Origin of the sequence: Idiomarina piscisalsi, from assembly GCF_002211765.1 — a bacterium.
GTDB classification, from domain to species: Bacteria; Pseudomonadota; Gammaproteobacteria; order Enterobacterales; family Alteromonadaceae; genus Idiomarina; species Idiomarina piscisalsi_A.
Genome location: NZ_CP022133.1, coordinates 1,749,073 through 1,772,557, shown reverse-complemented (window position 1 = coordinate 1,772,557; position 23,485 = coordinate 1,749,073). Strand labels below are relative to the sequence as shown.

Sequence of the window (23,485 nt, the reverse complement as noted above, 5' to 3'; positions counted from 1 at the left end):
TTTTTAAGAATGAATAATAAAGGACGCTTATGAGCGAAAAGAAAAAACTCAGCCTGACAAGCCGCATTGTTATTGGCATGGTCGCTGGGATCATTCTCGGTACCATCATTCGTTACGTGGCCGGCGACAACGCCTGGGTGTCACTGTATTTAACCAACGGCTTGTTCGATGTTGTTGGTCAAATCTTTATCACCTCGCTGAAAATGTTGGTTGTGCCATTAGTGTTTGTGTCACTGGTGGTGGGAACCTGCTCGCTGAGCGACCCGAGTAAGTTAGGGCGTTTAGGCGGTAAGGCCGTGGGCATGTATATGATAACGACCGCTATCGCTATCAGCTTCGCGATATTCTCAGCAGTGCTAGTGCAGCCGGGCTCTGGTATTGAGCGCTCTTCAGAAGCGACATTTGAGGCTAATGAAGCGCCATCGGTGAGCGAAGTCATTATTAACCTATTCCCTGACAACCCAATTAATGCCATGGCCGAGGGCAATATGTTGCAAATTATTATATTTGCACTGCTGTTTGGTATTTCTATGGCTCTTGTCGGCAAACCGGGTGAGCGTCTGAAAGGCTTTTTTGACGACTTAAATGCGGTCATCATGAAGCTGGTTGTCATACTGATGGCGGTTGCTCCTTATGGCGTATTTGCGTTGATGGCGAAGCTATTCACCGAAATTGGCGTAGAAATGATAGGCAGCCTGGCCAAATACTTCCTGTTAGTACTCTTTGTGCTGATTGCTCATGGTCTTATTGTCTACCCGCTGTTCATGCGTGTACTGGCTCGTGTCAAACCGGGTATTTTCCTGAAGAAAATGCGTGACGCGCAGTTATTCGGGTTTAGTACCGCCAGCAGTAACGCCACCATGCCAATTACGCTGGAAACGGTTACCCGTCGTTTAGGTGTCAGTAACAGCGTTGGTTCGTTTACTGTGCCATTAGGTGCCACCATTAACATGGATGGCACTGCGATAATGCAAGGCGTGGCGACCGTATTTATTGCTCAGGTCTACGGTTTAGACTTAGGTATTGCTGAGTATTTAATGGTTATTATGACGGCGACTCTGGCCTCTGTTGGTACCGCTGGTGTACCGGGTGTTGGCTTAATTATGCTGGCAATGGTGCTACAGCAAGTCGGTCTGCCGGTAGAAGGTATTGGCTTAATAATCGGTGTTGATCGTTTACTTGATATGACCCGGACTGCGGTCAATGTCACTGGCGATGCAATGGTTAGTACGGTCGTGGCACGTTCAGAGAATGACTTTGATGAAGAAGTCTACTATGACGAGAATGCCGGTAAGAAATTAGAAGAACTTTAAGTAAAGCCGGCGTGCGCATTAAGCGTACGCCGGTACTCCCGAATGAAAGCGCAGTTCACTATCCTCTGAACGAATCAATTCAGCTTCCCATGCCCTAAACTGATTCACTCTGTCGTTAATATCGGTATCGCTTAGCTTTTGTGCCAGCTCTAAATAGTCTTGATAATGGCGAGCTTCTGAGCGAAGCAAAGACACATAAAAACGCGCAATATCTTCATCTAAGTGCGGGGCCAGAGCCGCAAAGCGTTCACAAGAACGTGCTTCAATAAGTGCACCAATAATCAGTTTATCAATAAGGGCTTCAGGTTCGTAAGTTCTGACTTTTTGTAGCAACTGCTTGGCATAACGGGATGCTGTCAACTTTTGCAACGGAATGTTCCGGGTTTCCATAATTTCGTAAACTTGTTGAAAGTGATGCAGCTCTTCGCGTATTAGGCGCGACATTCGCTCAATAATGTCATCGGCAAATGGCTGTGACTCAGCCGCTTTTAAGGCGTGAGAGAGCTGTTTGCTTTTTTGCACATCATGTAACGTGCCAACGCCTCGGTAAACTAAATCCTCATAGGGCTGGAGTGCGTCAAGAAGTAGCTGCCCATGACTTTCTGATACCGCGTACCGGCGTAACAGCAGAGCGGCACTCTGAGCGGCTTTAAGCTCGCAGTGGAGGTGGTCTAATAAGATGATGGGCAAATTCTCTGTTTTCGCAGCTTCGCGTATCCACTCTTTAGGAGTTGGACATATTAGAAAATCATTAATGGGCTCAAGCAGTGTTAGATAGGGCGACACAACAGCGGTATTCAAAACGGACATTCCCCGGTTAAATTGGTTAAAAATTTTAACAAAACTGAACTATAGTTATATTAAAAATGCTTGACAGTGTTAGTTGAGTGCTGAATATTAGTCACATGGGTGAATTTTTCAGCAGTACCTGAATCTAATAATTATAACGTATTTAAGAATTGGGCGGTATGACCGCGTATTACGGGGAAGGTGAAGTTATGATACTGAATCACATTTGGGGTTTGTACGCACACCCGGTACAAGAATGGAAAACCATCGACAGTAAGCGTGAAAGCTTTATGTATTCATGCTCTCATACATTACTGGTCGCTATTCTTCCATGTCTTGCCGCATTTTATGCGTCATCGAAGATTGGTTGGAGTGTCGGTGCACGCGAGGCCATCTATCTTGCAGAGAATAGTGCGGTTATGCTTGCCGTCGCAATGTACGTTGGTATTATCGCAGCAACGTTCGCACTGGCCTATCTTATTTACTGGATGGCGAAAACCTTTGGGGCGGATCCTAGCTATACCAAGTCGCTGGAGCTTGCCGCTTATGCAGCAACACCGGTTATCATGTCGGGTATTGCAGCATTGTACCCTGAGTTGTGGTTTGTGGCGTTAGTCTTCTTGGGCGGCGTTGCCTACTCGGTTTACCTGCTGTATTCAGGTCTGCCGGTTATTATGCACATTCCTGAAGAGCGTGGCTTTTTATACGCGAGTTCAGTTGTGACTGCCGGATTAATCGCTATGGTGGTGCTGATGGTAACAACCGCTATCTTGTGGACAAACGGCTTTGGGCCAGAGTTTGTGTCCGGATAATTAAAGTCGCTTAATACCAATAAAAAAGCTCGGACTGTAATGGTATCCGAGCTTTTTTGTATTTAAGCGACAGGTGTTTACTTCTTAAGGTAATGACCTGCCAGGCAAGTGACTGGCGCTGCCGTTGGCTTCCCGTGTTGCCAGTCGCCGCCTTCTACTCCGCTGCCGGCAATATCGACGTGGATGTAACTTAACGGACGCGAGCTATCAATACCGTGGTTATCCAAACCAGACACACCGACCAAAAATGCCATTGGGAATTGGTGTCCGCGCGGGGTAGTTGCTGAAGGACCATTGTTAGAAGACAGCAAGTCATCGCACAAGGTACGTCCTTTCACAAAGTCAAAGTCTTCGCGGCGTGACCAGGAAATTTCCGTTGGATCGCCGTAGGTTTCACCTGCGGCAAACAAAGCGTCCGGTAGCTTCTGGCGGCGTGCATGTCCATTCGGCACTAAAGCACTGTAGGGACCTTTGGCCAGCGCTGCATGCCCAGTTAATGTAGCGACGGTATAGAGTTCGTGCTCACCGTCTGCCTGTGCTGCTTCTTCGCGTAAGTGAGACAGCAAATCCGCCATTATCAAACGGCCTTCAGCGTCAGTATTACCGATACGAACACGTTTGCCGCTGTGGCCGGTAATAATTTCGTCGGCGACAAAAGCGTCAGAGCCAATACTGTTTCGAACCGCACCAATTTCAGCAATAACGTTCAGGTGTTCTGGCTGTAGTTCAGCGACGGTTTTCATGAAGCCAGCAACACCAGCGGCACCGCCTTTATCACGGCTCATACCGGCCATGTGACCACCCGTTTTTAAGTCAGCACCACCGGTGTCATAGACAATACCTTTACCCGCAAACATAACGGTGCGTTCTGGCTGGCTACCGTGGTACTCCAAACGAATGACACAGGGGCGATGTCGCTCAACCGCCATAGAAGAACGACCCACTGCGGCGAGCAGTGGGTACTCGTGCTGTAACTGCTGAGTGTCATCGATAACACTGACTTTTACCGGCGTATGCGCGAATGCCTGGCGGCAGTATTCCGCGAAGCGTGGTGGTGCCATGCGCTCGGGCTCTGTCCCCGCCAAGTCACGGGCAACACGCTTACCGGCTTCAACCGCCATGGCCCAGTCAGCGTCTAGCTCACCTATTAAGGTGACGTTTTGCGTTGGCTCAATTGCCTCTTCGCCGTGCGCTTCACGAGCTTCCAACGGCTGATACAGTGACTGACAGACACCTAAGTAAGCGGCTAAGAAAGCCTGCTGGTAGCGGGTATCATTGATATCCACATTATTTAATGCAATAACCGGATGGCGAGCACCGGCATCTTGGGCAATTTTTGCCGCTTTATGTGCCGCATCGAAGACTTGGCGAACGTCGTCGAAGTCTCGGTTAAGCGGGCCTGTTGGGGCTGTTACTAAGCGCTGGCCAGGAACACCTTCAGCCCGGAGCAATAATACATCGCTACCAACGCGTTGGTCGGTTGTTTTTGCTTGTGCAATTTTTTCCGCTAACGCTGAGTCGTCAACGATATCGAAGTGACCGACAACAATCAGTGCATCAGTACCGTCTTTTGAGTAGGCGTCAGCGAGTGAGCTGACTACGTCTAATTTTGGAAATGCCATAAATACCTCATTTCTAAATGGTTAAGCGCGACGCCAGCGCGTGCCTTCGGGGCCGTCTTCTAGCTCAATACCCATGGCGGTAAGCTCATCGCGAGCTTCGTCCGCTACGGCCCAGTTTTTCTCCGCACGTGCATTGTTTCGCTTGGCGATAAGCGCTTCAATTTTGGCAACGTCGTCATCGTCGCCTTGAAGAAATTCGTTGGGGTCACGTTGTAGTAGCCCCATAACGTCTGAAAATTCTCTTAAAATATACGCAAGTTGTGACGCTTTTTCTGCGTCGGAGTCGCGATGACGGTTTATATCACGGGCTATATCGAATAGCACGCTCATCGCTTCCGGCGCATTAAAGTCATCATCCATTGCCTTTTGGAACTGTTCCCAGTACCCGCTGCGTAGATCATCTGAAGCTTCTTTCGGCTCGATATCCCGTAAAGCGGTATACAAACGCTCAAGAGCCGAGTGCGCCTGGTTTAAGTTCTCTTCGGTGTAATTCAGCTGTGAACGATAGTGGCTCGACAGTAAGAAGTAGCGCACAGTTTCCGCATCATAGGCTTTTAATACTTCGCGGATGGTGAAGAAATTGCCTAAAGACTTCGACATTTTTTCGTCATTAACCTGTACCATGCCACTGTGCATCCAGTATTTCACATAGTCTGAATGGTTCGCGCAGCAGCTCTGCGCAATTTCGTTTTCATGGTGTGGGAATGCCAAATCTGAACCACCACCGTGAATATCAAAAGTGGTGCCTAAATGCTTCTTGTTCATGGCGGAGCACTCAATGTGCCAGCCAGGACGGCCTTCACCCCAGGGCGATGACCAACTCGGCTCACCGGCTTTCGCCGCTTTCCACAATACAAAATCAAGTGGGTCGTCTTTTTCTTCATCGACATCGACTCGAGCGCCAGACTGCAGTTGTTCTAAGTCCTGTCGACTGAGTTTTCCGTACTTTTTAAAGGTAGACACATCAAACAAAACGTCGCCGCTGTTGGTTATGTAGGCGTTTCCACTGTCGATAAGATCCTGAATCATTGTCAGAATCTCGTCCATGTGTCCGGTGACTGTGGGTTCAATGTCCGGGCGCAGCAAGTTTAATGCGTCGAAGTCTTCATGCATGGCATCAATAAAGCGTGACGTCAGTGCCTGAAAGTCTTCGCCGTTCTCGGCTGCTCGCTTGATGATTTTATCGTCCAGATCAGTAATGTTACGGACATAACTAACGCTGTAACCCAACTTGCGCAAGTAGCGCACGACAATATCAAACGCAACATAAGTACGGGCGTGACCAATATGGCAATAATCGTACGTTGTGACCCCGCAGACATACATGCCAACGTGCCCCGGCTGAATAGGCTCGAATGACTCTTTCTTGCGTGTCAGGGTATTAAAAAGGGTGATTGCCATAATGAAATCTCTTAATTCTCTGCCGTTACGAGTGAAAATAAAGCGCCTATGATACCACCGATGCCTTGCCTCTGGTACACTATCGGCTGGTTTGTTACAGGAAACAGGTAGAAAAGATGCAGGTCATTTTACACACAAATTTTGGCGATATTACTCTGGCAATGCACGAAGATACGGCTCCTAAAACCGTTGATAACTTTTTGCAGTACGCTCGTGACGGTTTTTACGACGGCACCATTTTCCACCGTGTGATCAGTAACTTCATGGTGCAGGGCGGTGGTTTTGAGCCGGGTATGAAACAAAAAGAAACGCGCGACAATATTGAGAACGAAGCGCCAACGGCTAAACCGAATGTCGTTGGCTCGGTAGCGATGGCTCGTACGCCAGATCCTCACTCAGCGTCTTCGCAGTTTTTCATTAACGTGAACAACAACGACTTCCTGAATTTCCAGAATGAAACACCAAACGGTTATGGCTATTGCGTGTTTGCAGAAGTCACAGACGGTATGGATGTTGTGAACACCATTAAAGATGTGAAGACGGGATCTGCAGGTTTCCATCAGGACGTGCCTGTTGAAGACGTGGTTATCGAAAAAGTGTCTATTAACGACTAACAATGACAACGGCGTTTATCGCAGACTTACATTTAAGTCCCGGGCGTCCGGATATTCTGGACGCCTTTGCAAACTTCTGTGCGCACAGCACAGACTTAGACGCCTTGTATATTTTAGGCGACTTATTCGATGCGTGGCTTGGCGATGACGACAGCAGTGATTTTGCTTTTCAAATAAAGTCTCAAATTAAGCGTCTCAGTGACTCGGGTGTAAAAACCTATTTCATGGCGGGCAATAGAGACTTTATGGTTGGCGAGCGTTTTGCCACTGAAACCGGTATGACGTTACTGCCGGACGAAACGGTAATAAACCTTTATGGCGAACGTGTTTTATTGATGCACGGTGACACATTGTGCACTTTGGATAAAGGCTATTTGCGGTATCGGCGCGTCATTCAGAATCCGATAGTGACTGGTTTGTTACGAAGCTTACCTTTGGCCTGGCGTATGCGTATTGCCAATAAACTAAGGCAAAACTCAAACAGCCAGCGTCCGCAATTGACGCCTGAGCAGCTTTACCAAATGGATGTTCAGCACCCAGCCGTGCTTGATGTTATGGAAAAACACCAGGTAAATGAACTTATTCATGGGCATACTCACCGCCCTGCAATACACAGCTTTAAGCTTAACGATGGCACGCCGGCAAAACGTGTTGTGTTAGGCGACTGGTACACCCAGGCCAGTGTCTACCGAGTTTCTAGATAGCGTTTCCGTTTTTTATCCTTAAGTTTGTGTATATCCACTAGAACAAAACCGTCTATGGAGTTATTAAAGTCCGGGTCAATACCAAAGGTCAAAAACTGAACCCCACCTTTTTCACATAATTCCGAGTATTGCTTGTACATCGTCGGTATGGAAACCCCGATATTGGCCAAGTAGGTTTTGAGCTGGGAGAACTCTTCTGAATAGTTGGAACCAGAGAACGTGGGCGTCGTTGACGCCTGAGTTGACTGATAAGGGATGTTGGCTGTTGCTAGTGGCTTAAGCGGTGGGAAGTGTGCTGAATAAAAATCAACCAAAGCCGCCTGGGCATTTTTAGGCAGTGCATTGCTGATACTGACCGAGCCAAATAAGTAACGATAACGCGGATGCTTGCGAAGTAGGGCGCCTATACCAACCCATAAGTATTCTAAGCTGCGTTTTCCCCAGTAGCGAGGCTGGACAAAAGAACGCCCTAGTTCTAGCCCTTCTTCGAAAATGAGTTTCATACCCTCTTCAAAGCGATAAAAGCTGTTGGTGTATAAGCCGTCACAACCTTTACTTTGGATAATCTGCCGACAGTCGCCAAGACGATAAGCTCCGGCAATTTCAAGATCGTCCGGATCCCACAAGATTAAATGCATGTACCAGGTATCGTATTCATCAAGATCGCGCCGGTTCCAGGTGCCCTCACCAACGGTTCGAAAAGCAACTTCCCGCAAACGGCCTATTTCTCTTAGAATGGGAGAACTTCCGCTAAATTCGTATAGGTAAATTTTTTTCCCACAATGGGTTTCGCCTAAAAGCTCGCAGGATTCAATGGCTGACTTTAGTGGTTGCCTTGGCTCCGGCCGGGCAATAGCCGTTTGGGTGGGGTAAATAGTGGGCTTTGTAGAGCCGACCCGGTAAAGGTGTTTTTTAAATAACTTAACTTGCTGGTTTAAATTAATCGTTGGCTGATTAAAAGCTGAGAGAGGAATTCTTTCCCCGATGTCACAATGAACCTGTTTTTTCTGTTGCCGGAACATTTCTTTCACTAACAAGGCGGTTGCCAGTGGCTTATAAACCATAGACGCAGTGTAAAACCAGGCTGAATTATGAGCATTCAGACGAATGGGCAGAATATCGCTTTGTGTTGACTTAGCTATTTTCAGAAAGCCTGCCGCCCAGCGTGTATCCTTAATACCGTTAGGCCGTAATCGAGAAACCTCACCAGCAGGAAAAATAATGACGCAGCCTTCACTATGCAGGTACTCCCGAATATTTCTGAGATCACTGGGTTGTGGCTTTTCACCAAAGACATTAACAGGCAGTAACATCGGTTTGAGAGGCTCTAGCTCTGTTAACCAGTCGTTCGCCACAATTTTGACATCGTCGCGCACTTCGCTAACTAATCTTAGAAGTGCCAGCCCATCGAGCGAACCGATAGGATGATTGGCGATAATGATCAGGCGACCCGCGGTTGGAATGTTGTCCAGATTTTTGGCTGAGTAGGAGTAGTTGAAATGAAAATAATCCAGTACGTGCTCAACAAAATCGATGCCATCAAGCGGTGATAGGCTGTTGGCAAATTGTTGGATATCTTTTTCATGTAATAGGTGGCGTAAAAACCACGTCGCTGACTTTTCAAGCCATGGTGTCTTTTTTAAATTGGGGAGTTTTTTATTAACAACCTGTTCGACCGATAACATAGTACAAGCTCCAAGTTTTACTTGTAAGCCTGACTGTAAGGTGCTTGAGTGACAGTTTTGTGAACCTTAAAAAGAAAAGGGAGCTAAACCGCTCCCTTTTACTGACTATTCGAGACGTCTTAGTCGTTAAATTGCTTTCCAAAGAATGAGTCTTCCAACCATTGTGGACGTTGTGCGGCATTGGCAATTTCTTCACCAATAGCAAAGTTGATATTGGTAAAGCGTGCACCGGCTTCGTAGTTAATGTCTAAGTTCAGGCCGTCACTTGGCTTATGATAATGTTCAGCGAAGAACTTACCCCAAACTTCACCACCGTCTTCACCTTCGGTACGAGAATTGAAGCCCGTCATTAAGAACACAGCAGGAATGCCTTTCTTAACCAGAGTGTAGTGATCAGAGCGAGTGAAAATCGCCTGTTCAGGCATTGGATCAGGGCTTTGAGTTGTGTCGTACTTTTTAGCCGCTTTACTGACCGTTTCGCCGAGGGTTGAGTGCGATGCACCAAAAGCAACAACGTCAGCAAAGTCATAAAGTAATACTGGCATATCCAGGTTTACGTTAGCGACGATACTATTTAAAGGAACGGTTGGGTTATTAGCGAAGTAGTCTGCGCCTAATAAGCCTTTCTCTTCAGCGGTTACCGCAAGAAACATGACAGAACGCTTAAACTCTTTGTCTGACTCAACAAACAAACGTGCGGTTTCCAGCATAACGGAAACGCCACTGGCGTTATCCATGGCGCCGTTGTTAATGTTATCTTCGCGGCTCATGTCTTTGATCACACCAATGTGGTCAGAGTGCGCGGTGTAAAGAACGTATTCGTCTTTCAGTTTTTCGTCAGAGCCAGGCAAAATAGCGGCGACATTAGGGCTGCTAATCTCTTCATGGCGAGACTCACGCTTTAACGTCACTTTACCTTCCAGGTCGAAACCTTTCGGTGAGAAATCCGGATCTTCCTGAATTTGGGTGAAAATAGTTTCTAACTCAGTTGGCGCATTGGCAAACAAACGTTTTGCAGGTTCGTCGTCTAAGTATGCGGTTCCGCTAATCTGCTGCTCCTGACCTTTAGGAAGACCATTTGGGCCTAACCAAGTCATGCGCGGGGTTTTGGTGTAGTAAACGCTGGTTTCGTATTTGCGGACTTCTTCACGCACTGGCGTATGCAAGGTAATAATACCAATAGCGCCTTTCTCGCGAGCAATGTCAGACTTAATGTTAGACAAATGAGCGCCTTCTTCGCTTGGCAAAAACTCTGGGCGGCCCGTCAACATGACAACAATTTTGCCTTCAACGTTTAAACCTTCGTAGTCATTAAGACCAAACTCAGGCGCTTCCATACCGTAACCAACAAAAACTAGCGGTGCAGATACTTGATCTTGTTCGCTGTAATGACTTGGACCGGTAATAAACTCTTTCGGGAAATCGAACTCTACGGTTTCACCGTTTACTTCGTAGGTCATTGATGCACTGTTTTCTTTTAATGTGCTTTTGCGAAACGGTATGCGCTGATAATAAGTGCCATCATCGCCGGCTGGTTCTAAGCCAAGGCGTTTAAATTCAGAAACGATATAGTTCGACGCAATTTCATGACCTTCGCTGCCGGTTTGGCGGCCTTTAAGATCGTCGTCAGCCAAAAACTCAAGGTGCGAACGAATGTTGGCTTCTTTTGCGCTGACATCAACGGTTTGCGACTGAGTTTCCGGTGCTCCGCAAGCGGCAACAAATAGACTAAGCGCCGCGGGTGCAAGGATACGAGAAAGTTTCATGAGCTGTCCTCTGATTGTAGTTGTTCTCGAGAATCGAATTGATTGTACCTGAGCGAGCATTATTCAACCATAGATTCTCAGCAAAAGAGTGTTGCAAAATGTTCCTGATTTACGTAATGTTATATTATAACATAATCAAGAAGGGCAATTTGTCATGAAGTTGAATACTTTAACCTTAGCTATTCTCGCTGTTTCATCGGCGGCATTGGCGCAAGACCAGGAGCATGAGCATCCGGACCCCACTGAGGTTATCACCATAACGGCAAACCCATTGGGAAAAACCGCATTAGAATCGACGCAGCCCGTCAGTATTATTTCGGGTGATGAGCTTAAACAAAGACACGCACACAGTTTAGGTGAGACGTTGTCGTCCGAACCCGGAATTAACAACACACATTTTGCCAATGTGGCCGGGAGTCCTATTGTACGTGGGCTTGGCGGGCCTCGTGTAAAAATCACCCAAAATGGATTAGACACCGGTGACGTATCCCGCGGAAGCCCGGACCATGCAGTGACAACCGAAACCAGCACGGCTGAACAAATAGAGGTTTTGCGTGGGCCGGCAACGCTTCTATACGGTAGTGGTGCTATTGGCGGGGTTATCAACGTTGTCGACAACCGCATTCCGAGCGAACCGATTTATGGGTTGCAAGGTAATGTGAATGGCTCATTGTCGTCAAATAATGACAACAAAGAAGCATCGTACGACCTACAAGTAGGTAATGGCACCTGGGCGCTTTATACCGATGCGTTTATACGAGATGCGAGTGACTATGAAACGGCGTCCTTTATCAATGATGAAGGCGAGCGCGTTGACTCCGTTGAAAACAGTTTTGTTGAAGCTCAGGGCGGAACACTGGGTGTGAGTTATCAATTTGATAACGGCTTTTTTGGACTGTCTTATCAGGGACTGTCGCAGGACTATGGTATTCCAGGACATGGTCACCATGAGGAAGAGCACGAAGCAGATCACGAAGAAGAGCACTCTAATGAGGTCCATGAAGAGGAGTTGCACGAAGCTCATGGTCCTTACGCAAATTTAGAACAGGATCGCGTTCAGATTGCGGGTCAATGGAGAAGTCCGTTCAGCGGTATTGAGCAAGTGGATTTTCGAGGCGCTCTTACTGATTATCAACATCAGGAAATCGAAGAAGACTTCGTCGCAACCCAGTTTGAAAATCAGCAAAAAGAAGTTCGCTTAACGGCACGTCACCAAAAGTTAGCGGGCTGGTCTGGTGCTATCGGTTGGCAGTGGGACATTAGTGACAAGTCAGCCATTGGTGACGAAGCCTTCACACCGGATACTTCCCGCAGAACACAAGGGCTTTTCTGGGTGGTGGAGCAAGAATTTGGTGCTCATCACGTCGATTTAGGTGCGCGTTATGAGCGTACCGCGTTAGCCAGCGAAGACTGGCAGCTCAATACCTTCAGTGCGGTTTCTGCCTCGGCGGGTTATTTGTATCACTTTGATAAGCACACGTCTGTATCGGTTAACTTGAGTCATGCTGAGCGAGCACCAAGCGGTACCGAAGTGTTTTCCAATGGTAACCATTTTGCGACTCGTACCTATGAGTTAGGACTTGGCTATGAACTGCATGAAGAAACTTCCGGTGAATACCACATAGAAACGGCAGAGCACCGTATTGAAACGGAGCGCTCAAATAACCTGGACCTTGGTGTGCATTATGAAACTGACTCTTTCCACGCCAACGTTAATGTGTTCTATAACCGTGTAGACGACTTCATTTATGATGACTTTGTAGGGTTAACCAGCGACCAGTTGCATGGCGATGAAGACCATGATGAGCATCAGCACGAAGAGCATGAACATGAAGAGCATGCTCACGGCAAAGCACTACAAGTGGTTCAGTTTAGTCAGCTGGATGCTGAGCTTTATGGTTATGAGCTTGAGCTAGATTGGCAATTAAGTGACGCTTGGTCAGTCCATAGTTTCAGTGACTACACTCGCGCGAAACAGCGTGACGGTGGTAATTTAGCTCGAATTCCGGCTCAACGTCTGGGGGCTGAAGTTCGCTATCAGGCGCAAAGTTGGGATGGCTCTCTCGGTTACACGCGTTATTTCTCTCAGGATAAGGTGGCAGTGAACGAGTCAGAAACAGATGCTTATGGCCTGTTAAATGCACGCGTAAACATGTATCCAAACTGGTTGGCAAATTATGGTGCGACCCTTTATTTGAAGGGGGAAAACCTTACCAATCAGCTCGGCTTAGTGCATAGCTCTTACTTAAAAGAGGAGGCTCCGGTAATGGGGCGTCAGTTCCAGGCAGGAGTGTCTATTACTTTCTAAAGCCCGAATACACCGCCACTGTTTTTTAGTGGCGGTGCTCTAGTGACAGTATTTTCCCGTCAGTTCACCGCACAGTCACCGACATTTCATTGTCAGTTTGCTATCATTGTTAACAGCTGTTTAACAAGTCACTTTAAGGTAGCTGTTTTGTTTATTAAATCCCGCTTTGTCACCTCATTGATTGGTGTTTTTTGTGTCGTTTTAAGTACGTCGGCAACGGCCGAGAAACTTACAATAGAGCGTTTGTTTAGTGCGCCGTCTTTGGTTGGTGAAAAGCCGCGGTCTTTGCGCTTCGCGCCTGGCGACAATTACTTGTCGTACTTAAAGGGCAGTGAAGCGAACCCGGATCGCTATGACTTATGGCTCTATGACATTAAAAAAGCGGAGCACAAAAAACTGGTCGCTGCTAATGACTTAACGTCCAGCTCGCAGGAGTTATCTGAAGAAGAAAAGGCTCGCCGGGAACGTCAACGCATTAGCGGAACGGGCATTATCGAGTACAGTTGGTCAAATAATGGCGATGCCATACTGTTTCCCTACAACGGTGACATATTTTATTACTCGGTGAAAAGCACCGAGGTGAAGCGCTTGACTGAAACGGAAGCTTTTGAAACCGATGCCCGTTTGTCCCCAAAAGGAAAGTTCGTTTCTTTTATTAGAAATCAAAATCTTTTCTATATCGATTTAGCGAGTGGAAAAGAGACGGCAGTAACTACTGAAGGTGGTGGGTTAGTCAAATACGGTATGGCGGAATTTGTTGCCCAGGAAGAAATGAAGCGCATGACAGGGTATTGGTGGTCGCCCGACGAGTCGGCTATTGCCTTAACTCGAGTCGATGAGAGCCCTGTACCTGTGGCGACCCGAACTGAAATATACGCAGATGAAGTGAAAGTTATTAAACAGCGCTACCCGTTTGCTGGTGCTGATAACGTCAATATCGACTTGGGCGTTTATCATCTGGGAGACGAGCGTACTAAATGGCTTGGATTAGATGAGCTGGGGGACGGGTATTTAGCTCGGGTCAACTGGCTGAATGACAGCGAGAGGTTGAGTTACCAATGGCAAAGTCGTGACCAGCAACAGTTGGCTTTGCGCCTTTTTAATGTCGATACGGAACAGCAAAACGTACTGGTCGAAGAAACCTCAGATACCTGGATTAATCTTCATAATGATCTGTACTTTTTGGAAGATAACAACCATTTCATTTGGGCATCAGAGCGCAGTGGGTACAAGCATTTGTACTTGTACCGACTGGATGGCTCGTTAATTCGTCAGCTCACTTCAGGTGACTGGATGGTCGATGAACTGGAAGCGGTTGATGAAAGCTCTGGTATTTTGTATTTCACCGCACGTCGGAAAAGTCCACTTGAACGTCATTTGTATCGAGCTCAGTTAAATAGTGGTTCCAGTAATAACCCAACCCAGATTACTGAGCGAGAAGGTATGCACGACGTTGAGTTTTCATCGACGTTTCACCGCTATATTGATACGTTCTCCTCGCCTGAACAGCCAGTGCAAGTCAGTTTACACGGCCCAACGGGAGAGCGTCAGGCATGGCTTTTGGAAAACAGCATAGACAAAAACCACCCACTTGCGAAGTACATGCGTGACTGGCGTTATCCGGAATTCGGTGAGCTAACGGCTGAAGACGGACAAACGTTGTATTACAAAATGACCAAGCCGACGGGCTTTGATAAAACCCAAAAATACCCGGTGATGGTCTATGTGTACGGAGGACCGGGAGCGCAGCGGGTGACGAAAAGCTGGGGCAACCATTTTGTTCAGTATATGGCGCAGCAGGGCTTTATTGTCTTTACATTAGACAACCGGGGCTCGGATAACCGTGGCAAAGCGTTTGAAGCACCTATTTATAAAAACATGGGCTCGCCGGAAGTGACGGATCAGGTAACCGGAGCGACTTTCCTTAAGTCATTGCCTTATGTGGATGGAAGTCGTATTGGTATTTATGGGCACAGCTACGGCGGCTACATGACACTGATGGCGATGTTTAAAGCACCGGAGCATTTTAAAGCGGGCGTTTCTGGAGCGCCGGTAACAGACTGGCGCTTGTACGACACCCATTACACCGAGCGTTTTATGGGCATGCCTGATGAAGGTGAAAACTATGAGGCTGCGTCGGTGTTTCCATACGCAGATGGTCTTAAAGGTGACTTGTTGATGTACCACGGCATGGCTGATGACAATGTCCTATTCACGCACAGCACCAAACTTTACAAGCAGTTGCAGGATAACGAACAGTCGTTTGAAATGATGAACTACCCGGGTAAGAAGCACTCCATTAACGGACGTCATACAAAAACTCATCTCTACTCGATGATCGCCCAATTTTTTCAACAAACCATTGGCGAACAATAGGTTATAATATGCGCATATCCTTCTCGAAAGAGTTCTCAACAAAGGAGTGGTTATGCGCTTTTTATCTCGCCGTTTAGTAATGCCAAATGATCTTAACTTTGCCGGTTCACTGTTTGGTGGCCGTATTCTGGAGTGGATTGATGAAGAGGCTTACATCTTTGCCAGCTGCCAGTTAGGTGCTAAAAGCCTGGTAACGAAACACATTGGTGCCATTACTTTTGAAACTTCAGCATTTCAGGGCGACGTTGTTGAGTTCGGTCTGGAAGTGAAAACGGTCGGGCGTACTTCATTGGCTATTACGTGCTTAGTGCGTAATAAACATACCAAGCAAAATATCTGTACGGCCGACGATATCGTCTTTGTTCACATTGACCCTGAAACTCGTAAGCCAACGGCTCACGGTAAAACGAAGGACGAACTGGACGATTTTGCAGGGTCGCTGTAAGCAACCCTGCCACTTTTCATTAGATAGGTGAGCCTGGAGGGAGTGCTTCAGGCTCATAGCTTTTCGGCCATTCACCATTTTCTATAAAGCCGTCAATATCGGCAGCAAGCTGTGTTGCAAAACGATTGCCATTTGCGGCTAGCGTTTCTTTCATACGTTTTATTTCTGACATGACTTGCAAGCGACTTTCAGGCGCCAAACTGCTGCTCTGAACAGTCTTGATAAGCGCGTTCACTGCTGTGGTAACAAGTCGCTGATGCAATGGGCTTTTCGGGTTTTCGTTCCAGTCGTTAAAGACCTGCTTGAAAACCTGAGAGCTTACCTCTGCCGGTGAAGGTACATTACTGTCAGCACTATGTTGTTGTACCAAGCGGTTTAAGCGTTGAGGGTTCAGTATTAATTGCAGTGAATGGTTCGCTGCGCTTGCAGCAATGCTAACAGGATCTGGAATTAATCCCGTCCTCCCGTTAAACCGCTCGCGTGAGTCGCTTTCGCCGTAGGCCAACGGCACTAACCATTGTTGTATTTGCCCTGGTACGGCTAACGTATCGGCGCTAATGGTTCTGAGTAATTGAGAAAGAGCTGACTGTTGGCGCGAGCCGCCAACCGCTCGGTATCTGTCCGTATTATCACCCGCCAGATAATACTCATAGTTGACACCGCCAAGCCATTTGACCGCTGCTTCTGCCTGATAACGGTGCAACAAGTAGACGGGAACGAAAAACTCCTGCAATCGGCTCAACGGCTCGCTGTCATTTAGAAACGCTTTGCTGAAATTAGTAAGAACTTGCTCTCTGACGGTGAGTAAACGCTCCAGTTCGGTAACCGGATTACTGCCGTTATCCCATAAATGAGCCGTTGGGTGCGCGCCACCGGTAGGTCGTGCATCTCTGTCTGAGATGAAACCCAGCCCTAATGATTTGTTTTTGTCCAAAATACGAGCTAACTGCTCGGTAGCGGATGGCATACCGCCGAAGTCACTGTAACCGTAAGCAATGACTTGCTTGTCCCATACACCTAATCCGACATCGTATGCGTCCGCCAGTGTTAGGGTGCCTTCGGTCGTCAAATTAACCAAGGGGTGAGGGTAGTCCATAACCGAAGCGCGATCCGCTGTACTGGCGGCAAAGTTATGAGCAATACCTAACGTATGACCAATTTCATGAGCGCTTAACTGGCGAATACGAGCTAACGCCATTTCCTTAACGGCTTCTTTTAATGCTTGCTTGTCCTCAACAAAAGGTGCGAGCAAAGCCGATGCTATTTTCATATCCTGACGCACACGCAGTGAACCTAAGGTGACGTGACCTTTAATGATTTCACCGGTGCGTGGGTCAATAACAGAAGAGCCATAAGACCATCCGCGGGTAGCCCGGTGAACCCATTGAATAACATTATAACGAACGTCCATAGGATCGGCGTCTGCTGGCAACATTTTCACCTGAAACGCATTGTCATAACCAATGGCTTCAAAACCTTCCTGCCACCACTTTGCGCCTTCTAACAAAGCAGAGCGAACTGGCTCGGGCGCACCGGGGTCGAGGTAGTAAGTGATAGGTTGGCGCGCTTCACTTTCAGACGCAATCGGATCTTGTTTCTGCAAACGGTGGCGCGGAATGTATTGCACCGTCATAGACTCGCCAAGTGGAGCGGCATAATCTTTAAAACTGTGTGACCAGAAGCCGCTGTTAGTATGGAATTCACGTGGCAAGTAGCCGGCATCCGGAAGTTGAATAAAAGAGTGGTGTAAGTGGAGAGTCAAAGCGTCAGCATTGGCAGCCGTTTCGCGTACCCAGCGTCCTTGCCCCTCACCAACAAAGGTGACTTTCGCTTCCAGTTCGGTGTTTTTAGGAAAGCCTTTGCTGCGTTCGGGGTATATAACAGAACGTTGGGCATCGACGTTATACTGTCCTTGCTCAGTGGCCGCTAACCGCTGGGTTACGCCGTGCACGTCAGTGAATAAATACGGTGTGTAATCAATGAGTACGTGAGATTCGTTGTTGGCAACAATGTTAAAACCGTAAAGTACCGCGTCTGCGAAAGCTTCGTTCACGCTTTGACGCTCTGCTGCATTTTCAGTTTGCGCACGGTAATAGGTGTTATGTTGCATGAGTAACGCTTTATCGCCTTCAATATGAAAAGACGACAATCGCGTGTCACCTAACTGTCCCCGGTCTAAACCAATGTCATTAGAGCCTAACCCCCAAGGTAAACTGGTTTGAAAAATGAATTGTTTGCCACTTCTTGGCACTTGCAGGTAATACTTTCCGTTGGCGGCGTCATGATAAAAAGTAAAGAAGCCATCCTCTTGGGAAAAAGACTCGGTAAAGGCTTCGATAGTGGCTGGCGCTTTTTGCTCAGACGCCAGACTGACTGAAGTGATACTGCTTAAAACAAGCAGAAAAATTAAGAGTATGTGTCGCATGGTTTATCCCAGTTGTTCTGCAATTTCTTCTAATATTTGTGTCGTCCACTGCTCAATACGTTCATCAGATAACTCATATTGTGAGTCTTCATCCAGTGATAAGCCGACGAACTGCGAGTTATCTGCGGTCAATGCTTTCGAAGCGGCAAAGTCATACCCCTCGTTTGGCCAAAAACCGATGCGTTTACAACCATGGTCGGCGATGGCGTCGTGCAGCATGCCAAGCGCATCTTGGAACCAGTCGGTGTATCCCTCCTGATCGCCCATACCGTATAGCGCGACAATTTTTCCGTTTAGGTTAACCTCGTTAATATCATCCCAATGACTTTCCCAGTCTTCCTGAAGCTCACCAAAGTCCCAGGTGGAAATACCGAAAATAAGAATGTCGAACTGTTCGGCGTCTTTGAGGGGAGTATCCTGGATATTAAATAAGGTCACAATATCGTCACCGATGGCTTGCTGGATTTTCTCGGCAGCTATTTCCGTATAGCAGGTGGTAGAACCGTAAAACAAACCAATTTGCAGTGACATAGATTACACCTTGACCTTAAGTTAACGATTGGATGTGGATGCATTGTACCAAAAAGACCGATAGAATGACCCACCTTTGTAACGCAGTATCAATTGAGAAGAGGGCAGTATGGACTTTGATCAACAGGTCGAGCAACTGGAAACCGTGTTTGACGAAACCGTGGTGTCAGGCAATGACGACGAGCTGTTTGCCAGCGGTTATTTGCGCGGCCATTTCGATTTGGTGGTAGCACAATTGGAAATGTCCGGAAATGCTGACGTTGACAAGATAATGCCATCGCTTGAGCAGGCGGTTCATGACACTCGTCACGAACTTTCACCTGCGGATCAAGCGCACATTAAAAACCTCATGGATAAATTAGCGGCGAAAGCGGGCCGGGGATAACCTAGCTAATGCATCACTGGTTAGCGGCAGTGTCTCGCCACATATCATTCCTGCAATAAGTTCGCCAGCCAACGGGGCTGATGTGAAACCTCTTGAACCAAGTCCGGAGACACCGTACAGGCCTGAGTCCAGCTGACCAATGACCGGTTGATGATCAGGTGTTGTTGCCCTTACCGAGGCTCTTTGTTCAACAACCTGTAACTTTTCTGCCCAGGGTTGTTTCGCGTTGACGGTGAGCTGCTGAAGGTTTTCCTCGTTATCCTCCGGGCGCGTTGCGAAATCTGTTTCACCCCGATTAAATGTCGCGCCCAGACAATGTAGGCCTTCAGATTCAGGCACTAAATACCCCTTATAACACAGCACGGTTTTTAAAGGTTTAAGGCTGTCAGAAGTTTTGACTTGGGTAATTTGTCCGCGTACGGGGTTTACTGGCAAGTTGTCGACTTTTAGTGGCAACAGCTCATTAAAACGATGCCCTGTTGCCAGTACTAAGTTCTTTGTGTGAATCCTCTCTCCACTTTCCAGGTTGACGCTCCAGCTACCATCATCTGAATGGCTAATGCGTTCAACTGAGTCGTTTATAAAGGTACTTTTAGCGTGTTCAAATAAAGACTTAACGACTGTCTCAGGTGTTAACCAGCCCGCTTGGGGATAAAACAGAGCAGGAGTACCGATAGTGATGCCGGCGGTTTTGTTCGCTTCTTCTGCGTTTAAGTAGCGAACCGTTGTCTCGTTATATAAATCACCTGCAACTTTTTGAAAGCGTTGCTCTCGTTGCTCATTAAATGCGGGCTGCAAGACGCCGCTGGCGTGCCAGTGCTCCGGAGTGTATTGTCGATAAGTGTTTCGCGCTGTACTAAAAGCTTGCCAGTAAAAGCAGCTCAGTGGCGTGTGTTCTGCATGCAGCAGTGGATATACGGCGCCTTGGGGATTACCGGATGCGCCGTCGGCTATATTGGGCGCAATCACTTTGGAAGCAACGCCCCGTTTTTGTAACGACAAAGCACAGCACGCAGCACTTATTCCGCCGCCAATGATAACGACCGGCTCTGCTGACGTTTCAGGTTCAACTGTTCCCCCCTGAAACTGACCGCATATCATCTCGCGTTTGCGTCCATAACCGGGCACTTTACTGACGGCAAAACCGGCCTCCGCAAGGCCTCGACGAACAACGCCAGCCGCAGTAAAGGTGGCATACGTTGTCTTTTTATGAGCGGTCACTGACATGGTTTCAAAAAGCGCTTGTTGCCACATATCCGGATTTTTTGATGGCGCAAAGCCATCTAAAAACCAAGCGTCTACTTTATGCTGAGCCTGACCCCGCCACTGGGGGAATAGCTGGTTAATATCACCAATCCACAAGTCTAACGTAATTCTTCCTTCAGCGAAGGTAAGGCGGTGGCATCCGGGTTCCGGTGACGGATAATGAGCTAGAAACTGCGAACTGATACTCTCTACCTCTGGTAGTAAGGCGTAGGCTTGTTGCAATTGCTCAACGGTTAAAGGAAACTTCTCAAAACTGATAAAGTGCAGCCGACTGTCCGGAGAAGCTGACTCGATAAAGTGTTGCCATGTCAGCAAAAAGTTTAGGCCGGTGCCAAATCCTGTTTCTGCAATGGTAAAGCATTCATATTTTTTCAACGTTTGCCAACGGGCGGGTAATCCGTTGTGCTTAAGAAATACGTATTGGCTTTCGTCGACACCGCTTTCCACAGAAAAATAAATATCATCGAAAGAGGTGGAAACGGGAACACCATACTCGTTAAACTTGACCGACGCTTTAGAATTCAAGTGTTTGCCCCATGATTTATTGGCAGATGCTCGCTATAATAACAAGATTACTAAAAACAGTGCACAAAGCAGACCACATTCTTAGAACACGTTAGTTACTATACCGACGTATAAATGTTAGACAGGATTTTAGAATGAGAAGAGCAGTGATAACCGGCCTTGGTATCGTATCAAGCATCGGCAACAATCAAGAAGAAGTACTGGAAAGCTTGCGTCAGGGCAAGTCAGGCATCAGCCGTTCAGAATCATTTGCGGAGATGGGGCTTCGCTGTCAGGTTTGGGGACCCGTAAAGCTGGATCCTAAAGACCACATTGACCGCAAAGCATTGCGCTTTATGGGCGATTCAGCCGCTTATGCTTACATTGCTATGTCTCAGGCGATTGAAGACGCAGGCTTAAGTGAAGAGGAAATTTCGAATCCGCGTACAGGTTTGGTTGTTGGTTCTGGTGGCGCTTCAGGTGAACATCAGGTAGCGGCCGCCGACATCCTGCGCGAGCGCGGTGTGAAACGTGTCGGACCTTATATGGTGCCTCGCTGCATGGCATCAACGACATCAGCGTGTCTTGCGACGCCATTTAAAATTAAAGGCGTAAACTATTCAATCAGCTCGGCGTGTGCAACCTCAGCCCACTGTATTGGTCATGCGCTTGAACTTATCCAGTTTGGTAAACAAGACCGTGTGTTTGCCGGTGGCGGTGAAGAACTGCACTGGACCTTAGGTATGGAATTCGACGCCATGGGCGCATTAAGTACCAAATACAACGACACACCTGAAAAAGCATCACGTACCTACGATCAGGATCGCGATGGTTTTGTACCAGCCGGTGGTGGCGGTATTTTGGTGATTGAAGAGCTGGAAGCCGCTAAAGCACGTGGTGCGAAAATTTATGGCGAAATTGTTGGCTACGGCGCCACTTCTGACGGCTATGACATGGTTGCGCCATCAGGTGAAGGGGCGGTTCGTTGCATGAAAATGGCAATGGAAACCGTCGACAGCCCAATTGACTATCTGAATACTCACGGAACCAGCACGCCAGTGGGAGACGTGAAAGAGTTAGAAGCGATTCGTGAAGTGTTCCCTGAAAAAACACCGATGATTAGCGCGACTAAAGCAATGACAGGTCATGCATTAGGTGCGGCTGGTGTTCATGAAGCCATTTATTCTTTGTTGATGCTGAAGCACGGCTTTGTCACGCCATCTATCAATATTGAAAAGTTAGATGAGCAGGCCGATGGCATGAACATTATTCGTCAGACAACGGACGCGCCATTGCGTACGGTTATGTCGAATAGTTTTGGTTTTGGTGGCACAAACGCGTCATTGGTTATGCGCCAATACGCAGAGTAAACGGTGTCATCGGTAAGTACGATGAATATCGTCGCCGATAAAAATATTCCTGCGCTGTCGACTTTATTGTCAGGCGCAGGACATCTTCATTTTTTTTCCGAACGAACCCCTTCAAAAGAATTACTGGCCAAAGCGGATGCTTTGCTTGTGCGTTCAATTACCCAAGTGAACGAAGAGCTTCTTCAATTGGCTCCTAACTTAACCTTTGTGGCTTCTGCGACCATTGGTACCGAGCATATCGATACCGAATTGCTCACTGAAAGAGGCATTACTTTCGCTCACGCGCCTGGCGCGAACGCTTCGTCCGTTGGTGAATATGTATTGTGCGCAGTTTTGCAGTGGCTCGATCAAAAAGAGGTCGACTCGTTAGCCGATTTAGACGTTGCCATTGTTGGCGCCGGTCATACGGGGCAGGCGGCAGGGCAACGCTTACAAGCGCTGGGTATGAACGTGCATTACTACGATCCACCACTCAGTAAAAAAGGCGAAAAGGCGGTGCATGATCACTGGCAACGGGTTATTACCGCCGATATTATTTCTTGTCATGTTCCGCTGACTCGCGGAGGAGATTGTCCGACGCACCATTTGTTTGAACATACGGCGCTACAGTCGCTGCATGAAAACCAATTGCTGATTAACGCGAGCAGAGGGGCGGTGATAGATAACTCGGCGTTGCTTGAAAGGGCGCAGCAGGGTGAAAAACCTTTTGTGGTGCTCGATGTCTGGGAAGGCGAACCTGAGGTGTTAAAGCCATTGGTAGACTGCGTTGATATTGCAACGCCGCATATTGCCGGACATAGCCTGGAAGGCAAAATAGGTGGTGCCGTGATGGTTGCCGATGCTCTGTTGGCGCATTGTCAGCTTAAGAGCGATTATGACAAAAGTTTAGTGTTGCCGAGAGCCGATTGGCTAGCGCTGGACGCGGCTCAGTTGCTATCAATTAGCTCGCTCTTACGATGGGTGAATCAACATTACGACATAATGAGCGACGATGCCCATTTTCGGCGGTATGGGATGACGCCCGAGGGTTTCGATAGCATGCGTAAAAAATATCGCAAAGAAAGCCCTCGCAGAGAGTTCATAAATCAGGTCGTTGCATGCCATAATAGCGAACAATATATCCAATTCTTACAGTTGGGCTTTGATGTCCGACAAACAGACCGTTAAGG

18 protein-coding genes are annotated in these 23,485 nt (G+C 47.6%); 10 read left to right on the top strand and 8 right to left on the bottom strand.

Features of this window, described 5'->3' with window-relative positions; all coding sequences use genetic code 11:
- The first annotated feature begins 29 nt into the window (after nt 1-29).
- Entirely contained in the window at nt 30-1,313 is a 1,284-nt protein-coding gene (locus tag CEW91_RS08580; RefSeq protein ID WP_088768572.1) for a dicarboxylate/amino acid:cation symporter, read from the top strand.
- An 18-nt stretch (nt 1,314-1,331) separates the two neighbouring features.
- Here the strand turns inward: CEW91_RS08580 and miaE are convergent, their stop codons facing one another.
- Nucleotides 1,332-2,114, bottom strand: coding sequence for a tRNA isopentenyl-2-thiomethyl-A-37 hydroxylase MiaE (gene miaE, locus CEW91_RS08575; protein WP_088769388.1), 783 nt, complete (start codon nt 2,112-2,114; stop codon nt 1,332-1,334).
- A gap of 197 nt (nt 2,115-2,311) precedes the next feature.
- Here miaE and CEW91_RS08570 point away from each other — a divergent pair, with 197 nt between their 5' ends.
- Nucleotides 2,312-2,914, top strand: coding sequence for a Yip1 family protein (locus CEW91_RS08570; RefSeq protein ID WP_088769387.1), 603 nt, complete (start codon nt 2,312-2,314; stop codon nt 2,912-2,914).
- A gap of 77 nt (nt 2,915-2,991) precedes the next feature.
- On the opposite strand, the gene CEW91_RS08565 is transcribed toward CEW91_RS08570, so the two are convergent.
- The gene (locus tag CEW91_RS08565; protein WP_088768571.1) at nt 2,992-4,536 is read right to left on the bottom strand and encodes a M17 family metallopeptidase; all 1,545 of its coding nucleotides are present in this window, start codon (nt 4,534-4,536) and stop codon (nt 2,992-2,994) included.
- Nucleotides 4,537-4,557: 21 nt separating this feature from the next.
- Nucleotides 4,558-5,937, bottom strand: a complete 1,380-nt coding sequence (gene cysS, locus CEW91_RS08560; protein WP_088768570.1) for a cysteine--tRNA ligase — start codon at nt 5,935-5,937, stop codon at nt 4,558-4,560.
- A gap of 116 nt (nt 5,938-6,053) precedes the next feature.
- On the opposite strand from cysS, the gene CEW91_RS08555 reads away from it, so the two are divergent.
- Both CEW91_RS08555 and CEW91_RS08550 read left to right on the top strand, forming a co-directional pair.
- Nucleotides 6,054-6,551, top strand: coding sequence for a peptidylprolyl isomerase (locus CEW91_RS08555; protein WP_088768569.1), 498 nt, complete (start codon nt 6,054-6,056; stop codon nt 6,549-6,551).
- A 2-nt stretch (nt 6,552-6,553) separates the two neighbouring features.
- Nucleotides 6,554-7,255: a UDP-2,3-diacylglucosamine diphosphatase gene (locus CEW91_RS08550; protein ID WP_088768568.1), complete on the top strand. Its 702-nt coding sequence runs from the start codon at nt 6,554-6,556 to the stop codon at nt 7,253-7,255.
- Here CEW91_RS08550 and CEW91_RS08545 read toward each other — a convergent pair.
- Both CEW91_RS08545 and CEW91_RS08540 read right to left on the bottom strand, forming a co-directional pair.
- Complete coding sequence (locus tag CEW91_RS08545) at nt 7,237-8,940, bottom strand: GNAT family N-acyltransferase (RefSeq protein ID WP_088768567.1); 1,704 nt, start codon at nt 8,938-8,940, stop codon at nt 7,237-7,239. The two genes, CEW91_RS08550 and CEW91_RS08545, sit on opposite strands and share 19 nt — an antisense overlap.
- Nucleotides 8,941-9,059: 119 nt before the next feature.
- Nucleotides 9,060-10,706, bottom strand: coding sequence for a M28 family metallopeptidase (locus tag CEW91_RS08540; protein ID WP_088768566.1), 1,647 nt, complete (start codon nt 10,704-10,706; stop codon nt 9,060-9,062).
- Between the two features lie 154 nt (nt 10,707-10,860).
- On the opposite strand from CEW91_RS08540, the gene CEW91_RS08535 reads away from it, so the two are divergent.
- The 3 genes from CEW91_RS08535 to CEW91_RS08525 all read left to right on the top strand — a co-directional run bounded on the left by CEW91_RS08535 (nt 10,861) and on the right by CEW91_RS08525 (nt 15,835).
- Nucleotides 10,861-13,014, top strand: coding sequence for a TonB-dependent receptor (locus tag CEW91_RS08535; RefSeq protein WP_088768565.1), 2,154 nt, complete (start codon nt 10,861-10,863; stop codon nt 13,012-13,014).
- Nucleotides 13,015-13,167: 153 nt separating this feature from the next.
- Nucleotides 13,168-15,390 carry a S9 family peptidase gene (locus CEW91_RS08530; protein ID WP_088769386.1) on the top strand — a complete coding sequence of 741 codons (2,223 nt, stop codon included), beginning with the start codon at nt 13,168-13,170 and terminating at the stop codon, nt 15,388-15,390.
- Nucleotides 15,391-15,442: 52 nt separating this feature from the next.
- Nucleotides 15,443-15,835 carry an acyl-CoA thioesterase gene (locus CEW91_RS08525; protein ID WP_053952867.1) on the top strand — a complete coding sequence of 131 codons (393 nt, stop codon included), beginning with the start codon at nt 15,443-15,445 and terminating at the stop codon, nt 15,833-15,835.
- A 19-nt stretch (nt 15,836-15,854) separates the two neighbouring features.
- On the opposite strand, the gene CEW91_RS08520 is transcribed toward CEW91_RS08525, so the two are convergent.
- Both CEW91_RS08520 and fldB read right to left on the bottom strand, forming a co-directional pair.
- Nucleotides 15,855-18,260 carry a zinc-dependent metalloprotease gene (locus tag CEW91_RS08520; protein WP_088768564.1) on the bottom strand — a complete coding sequence of 802 codons (2,406 nt, stop codon included), beginning with the start codon at nt 18,258-18,260 and terminating at the stop codon, nt 15,855-15,857.
- Between the two features lie 3 nt (nt 18,261-18,263).
- Nucleotides 18,264-18,785: a flavodoxin FldB gene (gene fldB / locus CEW91_RS08515; protein WP_088769385.1), complete on the bottom strand. Its 522-nt coding sequence runs from the start codon at nt 18,783-18,785 to the stop codon at nt 18,264-18,266.
- 115 nt (nt 18,786-18,900) lie between these two features.
- On the opposite strand from fldB, the gene CEW91_RS08510 reads away from it, so the two are divergent.
- Nucleotides 18,901-19,176 carry a YfcL family protein gene (locus CEW91_RS08510; protein WP_088768563.1) on the top strand — a complete coding sequence of 92 codons (276 nt, stop codon included), beginning with the start codon at nt 18,901-18,903 and terminating at the stop codon, nt 19,174-19,176.
- Here the strand turns inward: CEW91_RS08510 and mnmC are convergent.
- On the bottom strand, nt 19,150-20,967 hold the full coding sequence (gene mnmC, locus CEW91_RS08505) for a bifunctional tRNA (5-methylaminomethyl-2-thiouridine)(34)-methyltransferase MnmD/FAD-dependent 5-carboxymethylaminomethyl-2-thiouridine(34) oxidoreductase MnmC (protein ID WP_088768562.1): 1,818 nt from the start codon (nt 20,965-20,967) through the stop codon (nt 19,150-19,152). The genes CEW91_RS08510 and mnmC overlap by 27 nt on opposite strands.
- A 134-nt stretch (nt 20,968-21,101) precedes the next feature.
- Between mnmC and fabB the strand changes: the two genes are divergently transcribed.
- Both fabB and CEW91_RS08495 read left to right on the top strand, forming a co-directional pair.
- Nucleotides 21,102-22,316, top strand: a complete 1,215-nt coding sequence (gene fabB / locus CEW91_RS08500) for a beta-ketoacyl-ACP synthase I (RefSeq protein ID WP_088768561.1) — start codon at nt 21,102-21,104, stop codon at nt 22,314-22,316.
- Between the two features lie 21 nt (nt 22,317-22,337).
- Entirely contained in the window at nt 22,338-23,483 is a 1,146-nt protein-coding gene (locus CEW91_RS08495) for a 4-phosphoerythronate dehydrogenase (RefSeq protein ID WP_088768560.1), read from the top strand.
- Nucleotides 23,484-23,485 lie beyond the last annotated feature (2 nt).

Bases quoted from the DNA above. Each gene is read 5' to 3' on its own strand.
- CEW91_RS08580 (WP_088768572.1), top strand. From the start codon at position 30: ATGAGCGAAAAGAAAAAACTCAGCCTGACAAGCCGCATTGTTATTGGC.
- CEW91_RS08570 (WP_088769387.1), top strand. From the start codon at position 2,312: ATGATACTGAATCACATTTGGGGTTTGTACGCACACCCGGTACAAGAA.
- CEW91_RS08565 (WP_088768571.1), bottom strand. From the start codon at position 4,536: ATGGCATTTCCAAAATTAGACGTAGTCAGCTCACTCGCTGACGCCTAC.
- cysS (WP_088768570.1), bottom strand. From the start codon at position 5,937: ATGGCAATCACCCTTTTTAATACCCTGACACGCAAGAAAGAGTCATTC.
- CEW91_RS08555 (WP_088768569.1), top strand. From the start codon at position 6,054: ATGCAGGTCATTTTACACACAAATTTTGGCGATATTACTCTGGCAATG.
- CEW91_RS08550 (WP_088768568.1), top strand. From the start codon at position 6,554: ATGACAACGGCGTTTATCGCAGACTTACATTTAAGTCCCGGGCGTCCG.
- CEW91_RS08545 (WP_088768567.1), bottom strand. From the start codon at position 8,940: ATGTTATCGGTCGAACAGGTTGTTAATAAAAAACTCCCCAATTTAAAA.
- CEW91_RS08540 (WP_088768566.1), bottom strand. From the start codon at position 10,706: ATGAAACTTTCTCGTATCCTTGCACCCGCGGCGCTTAGTCTATTTGTT.
- CEW91_RS08535 (WP_088768565.1), top strand. From the start codon at position 10,861: ATGAAGTTGAATACTTTAACCTTAGCTATTCTCGCTGTTTCATCGGCG.
- CEW91_RS08525 (WP_053952867.1), top strand. From the start codon at position 15,443: ATGCGCTTTTTATCTCGCCGTTTAGTAATGCCAAATGATCTTAACTTT.
- CEW91_RS08520 (WP_088768564.1), bottom strand. From the start codon at position 18,260: ATGCGACACATACTCTTAATTTTTCTGCTTGTTTTAAGCAGTATCACT.
- CEW91_RS08510 (WP_088768563.1), top strand. From the start codon at position 18,901: ATGGACTTTGATCAACAGGTCGAGCAACTGGAAACCGTGTTTGACGAA.
- fabB (WP_088768561.1), top strand. From the start codon at position 21,102: ATGAGAAGAGCAGTGATAACCGGCCTTGGTATCGTATCAAGCATCGGC.
- CEW91_RS08495 (WP_088768560.1), top strand. From the start codon at position 22,338: ATGAATATCGTCGCCGATAAAAATATTCCTGCGCTGTCGACTTTATTG.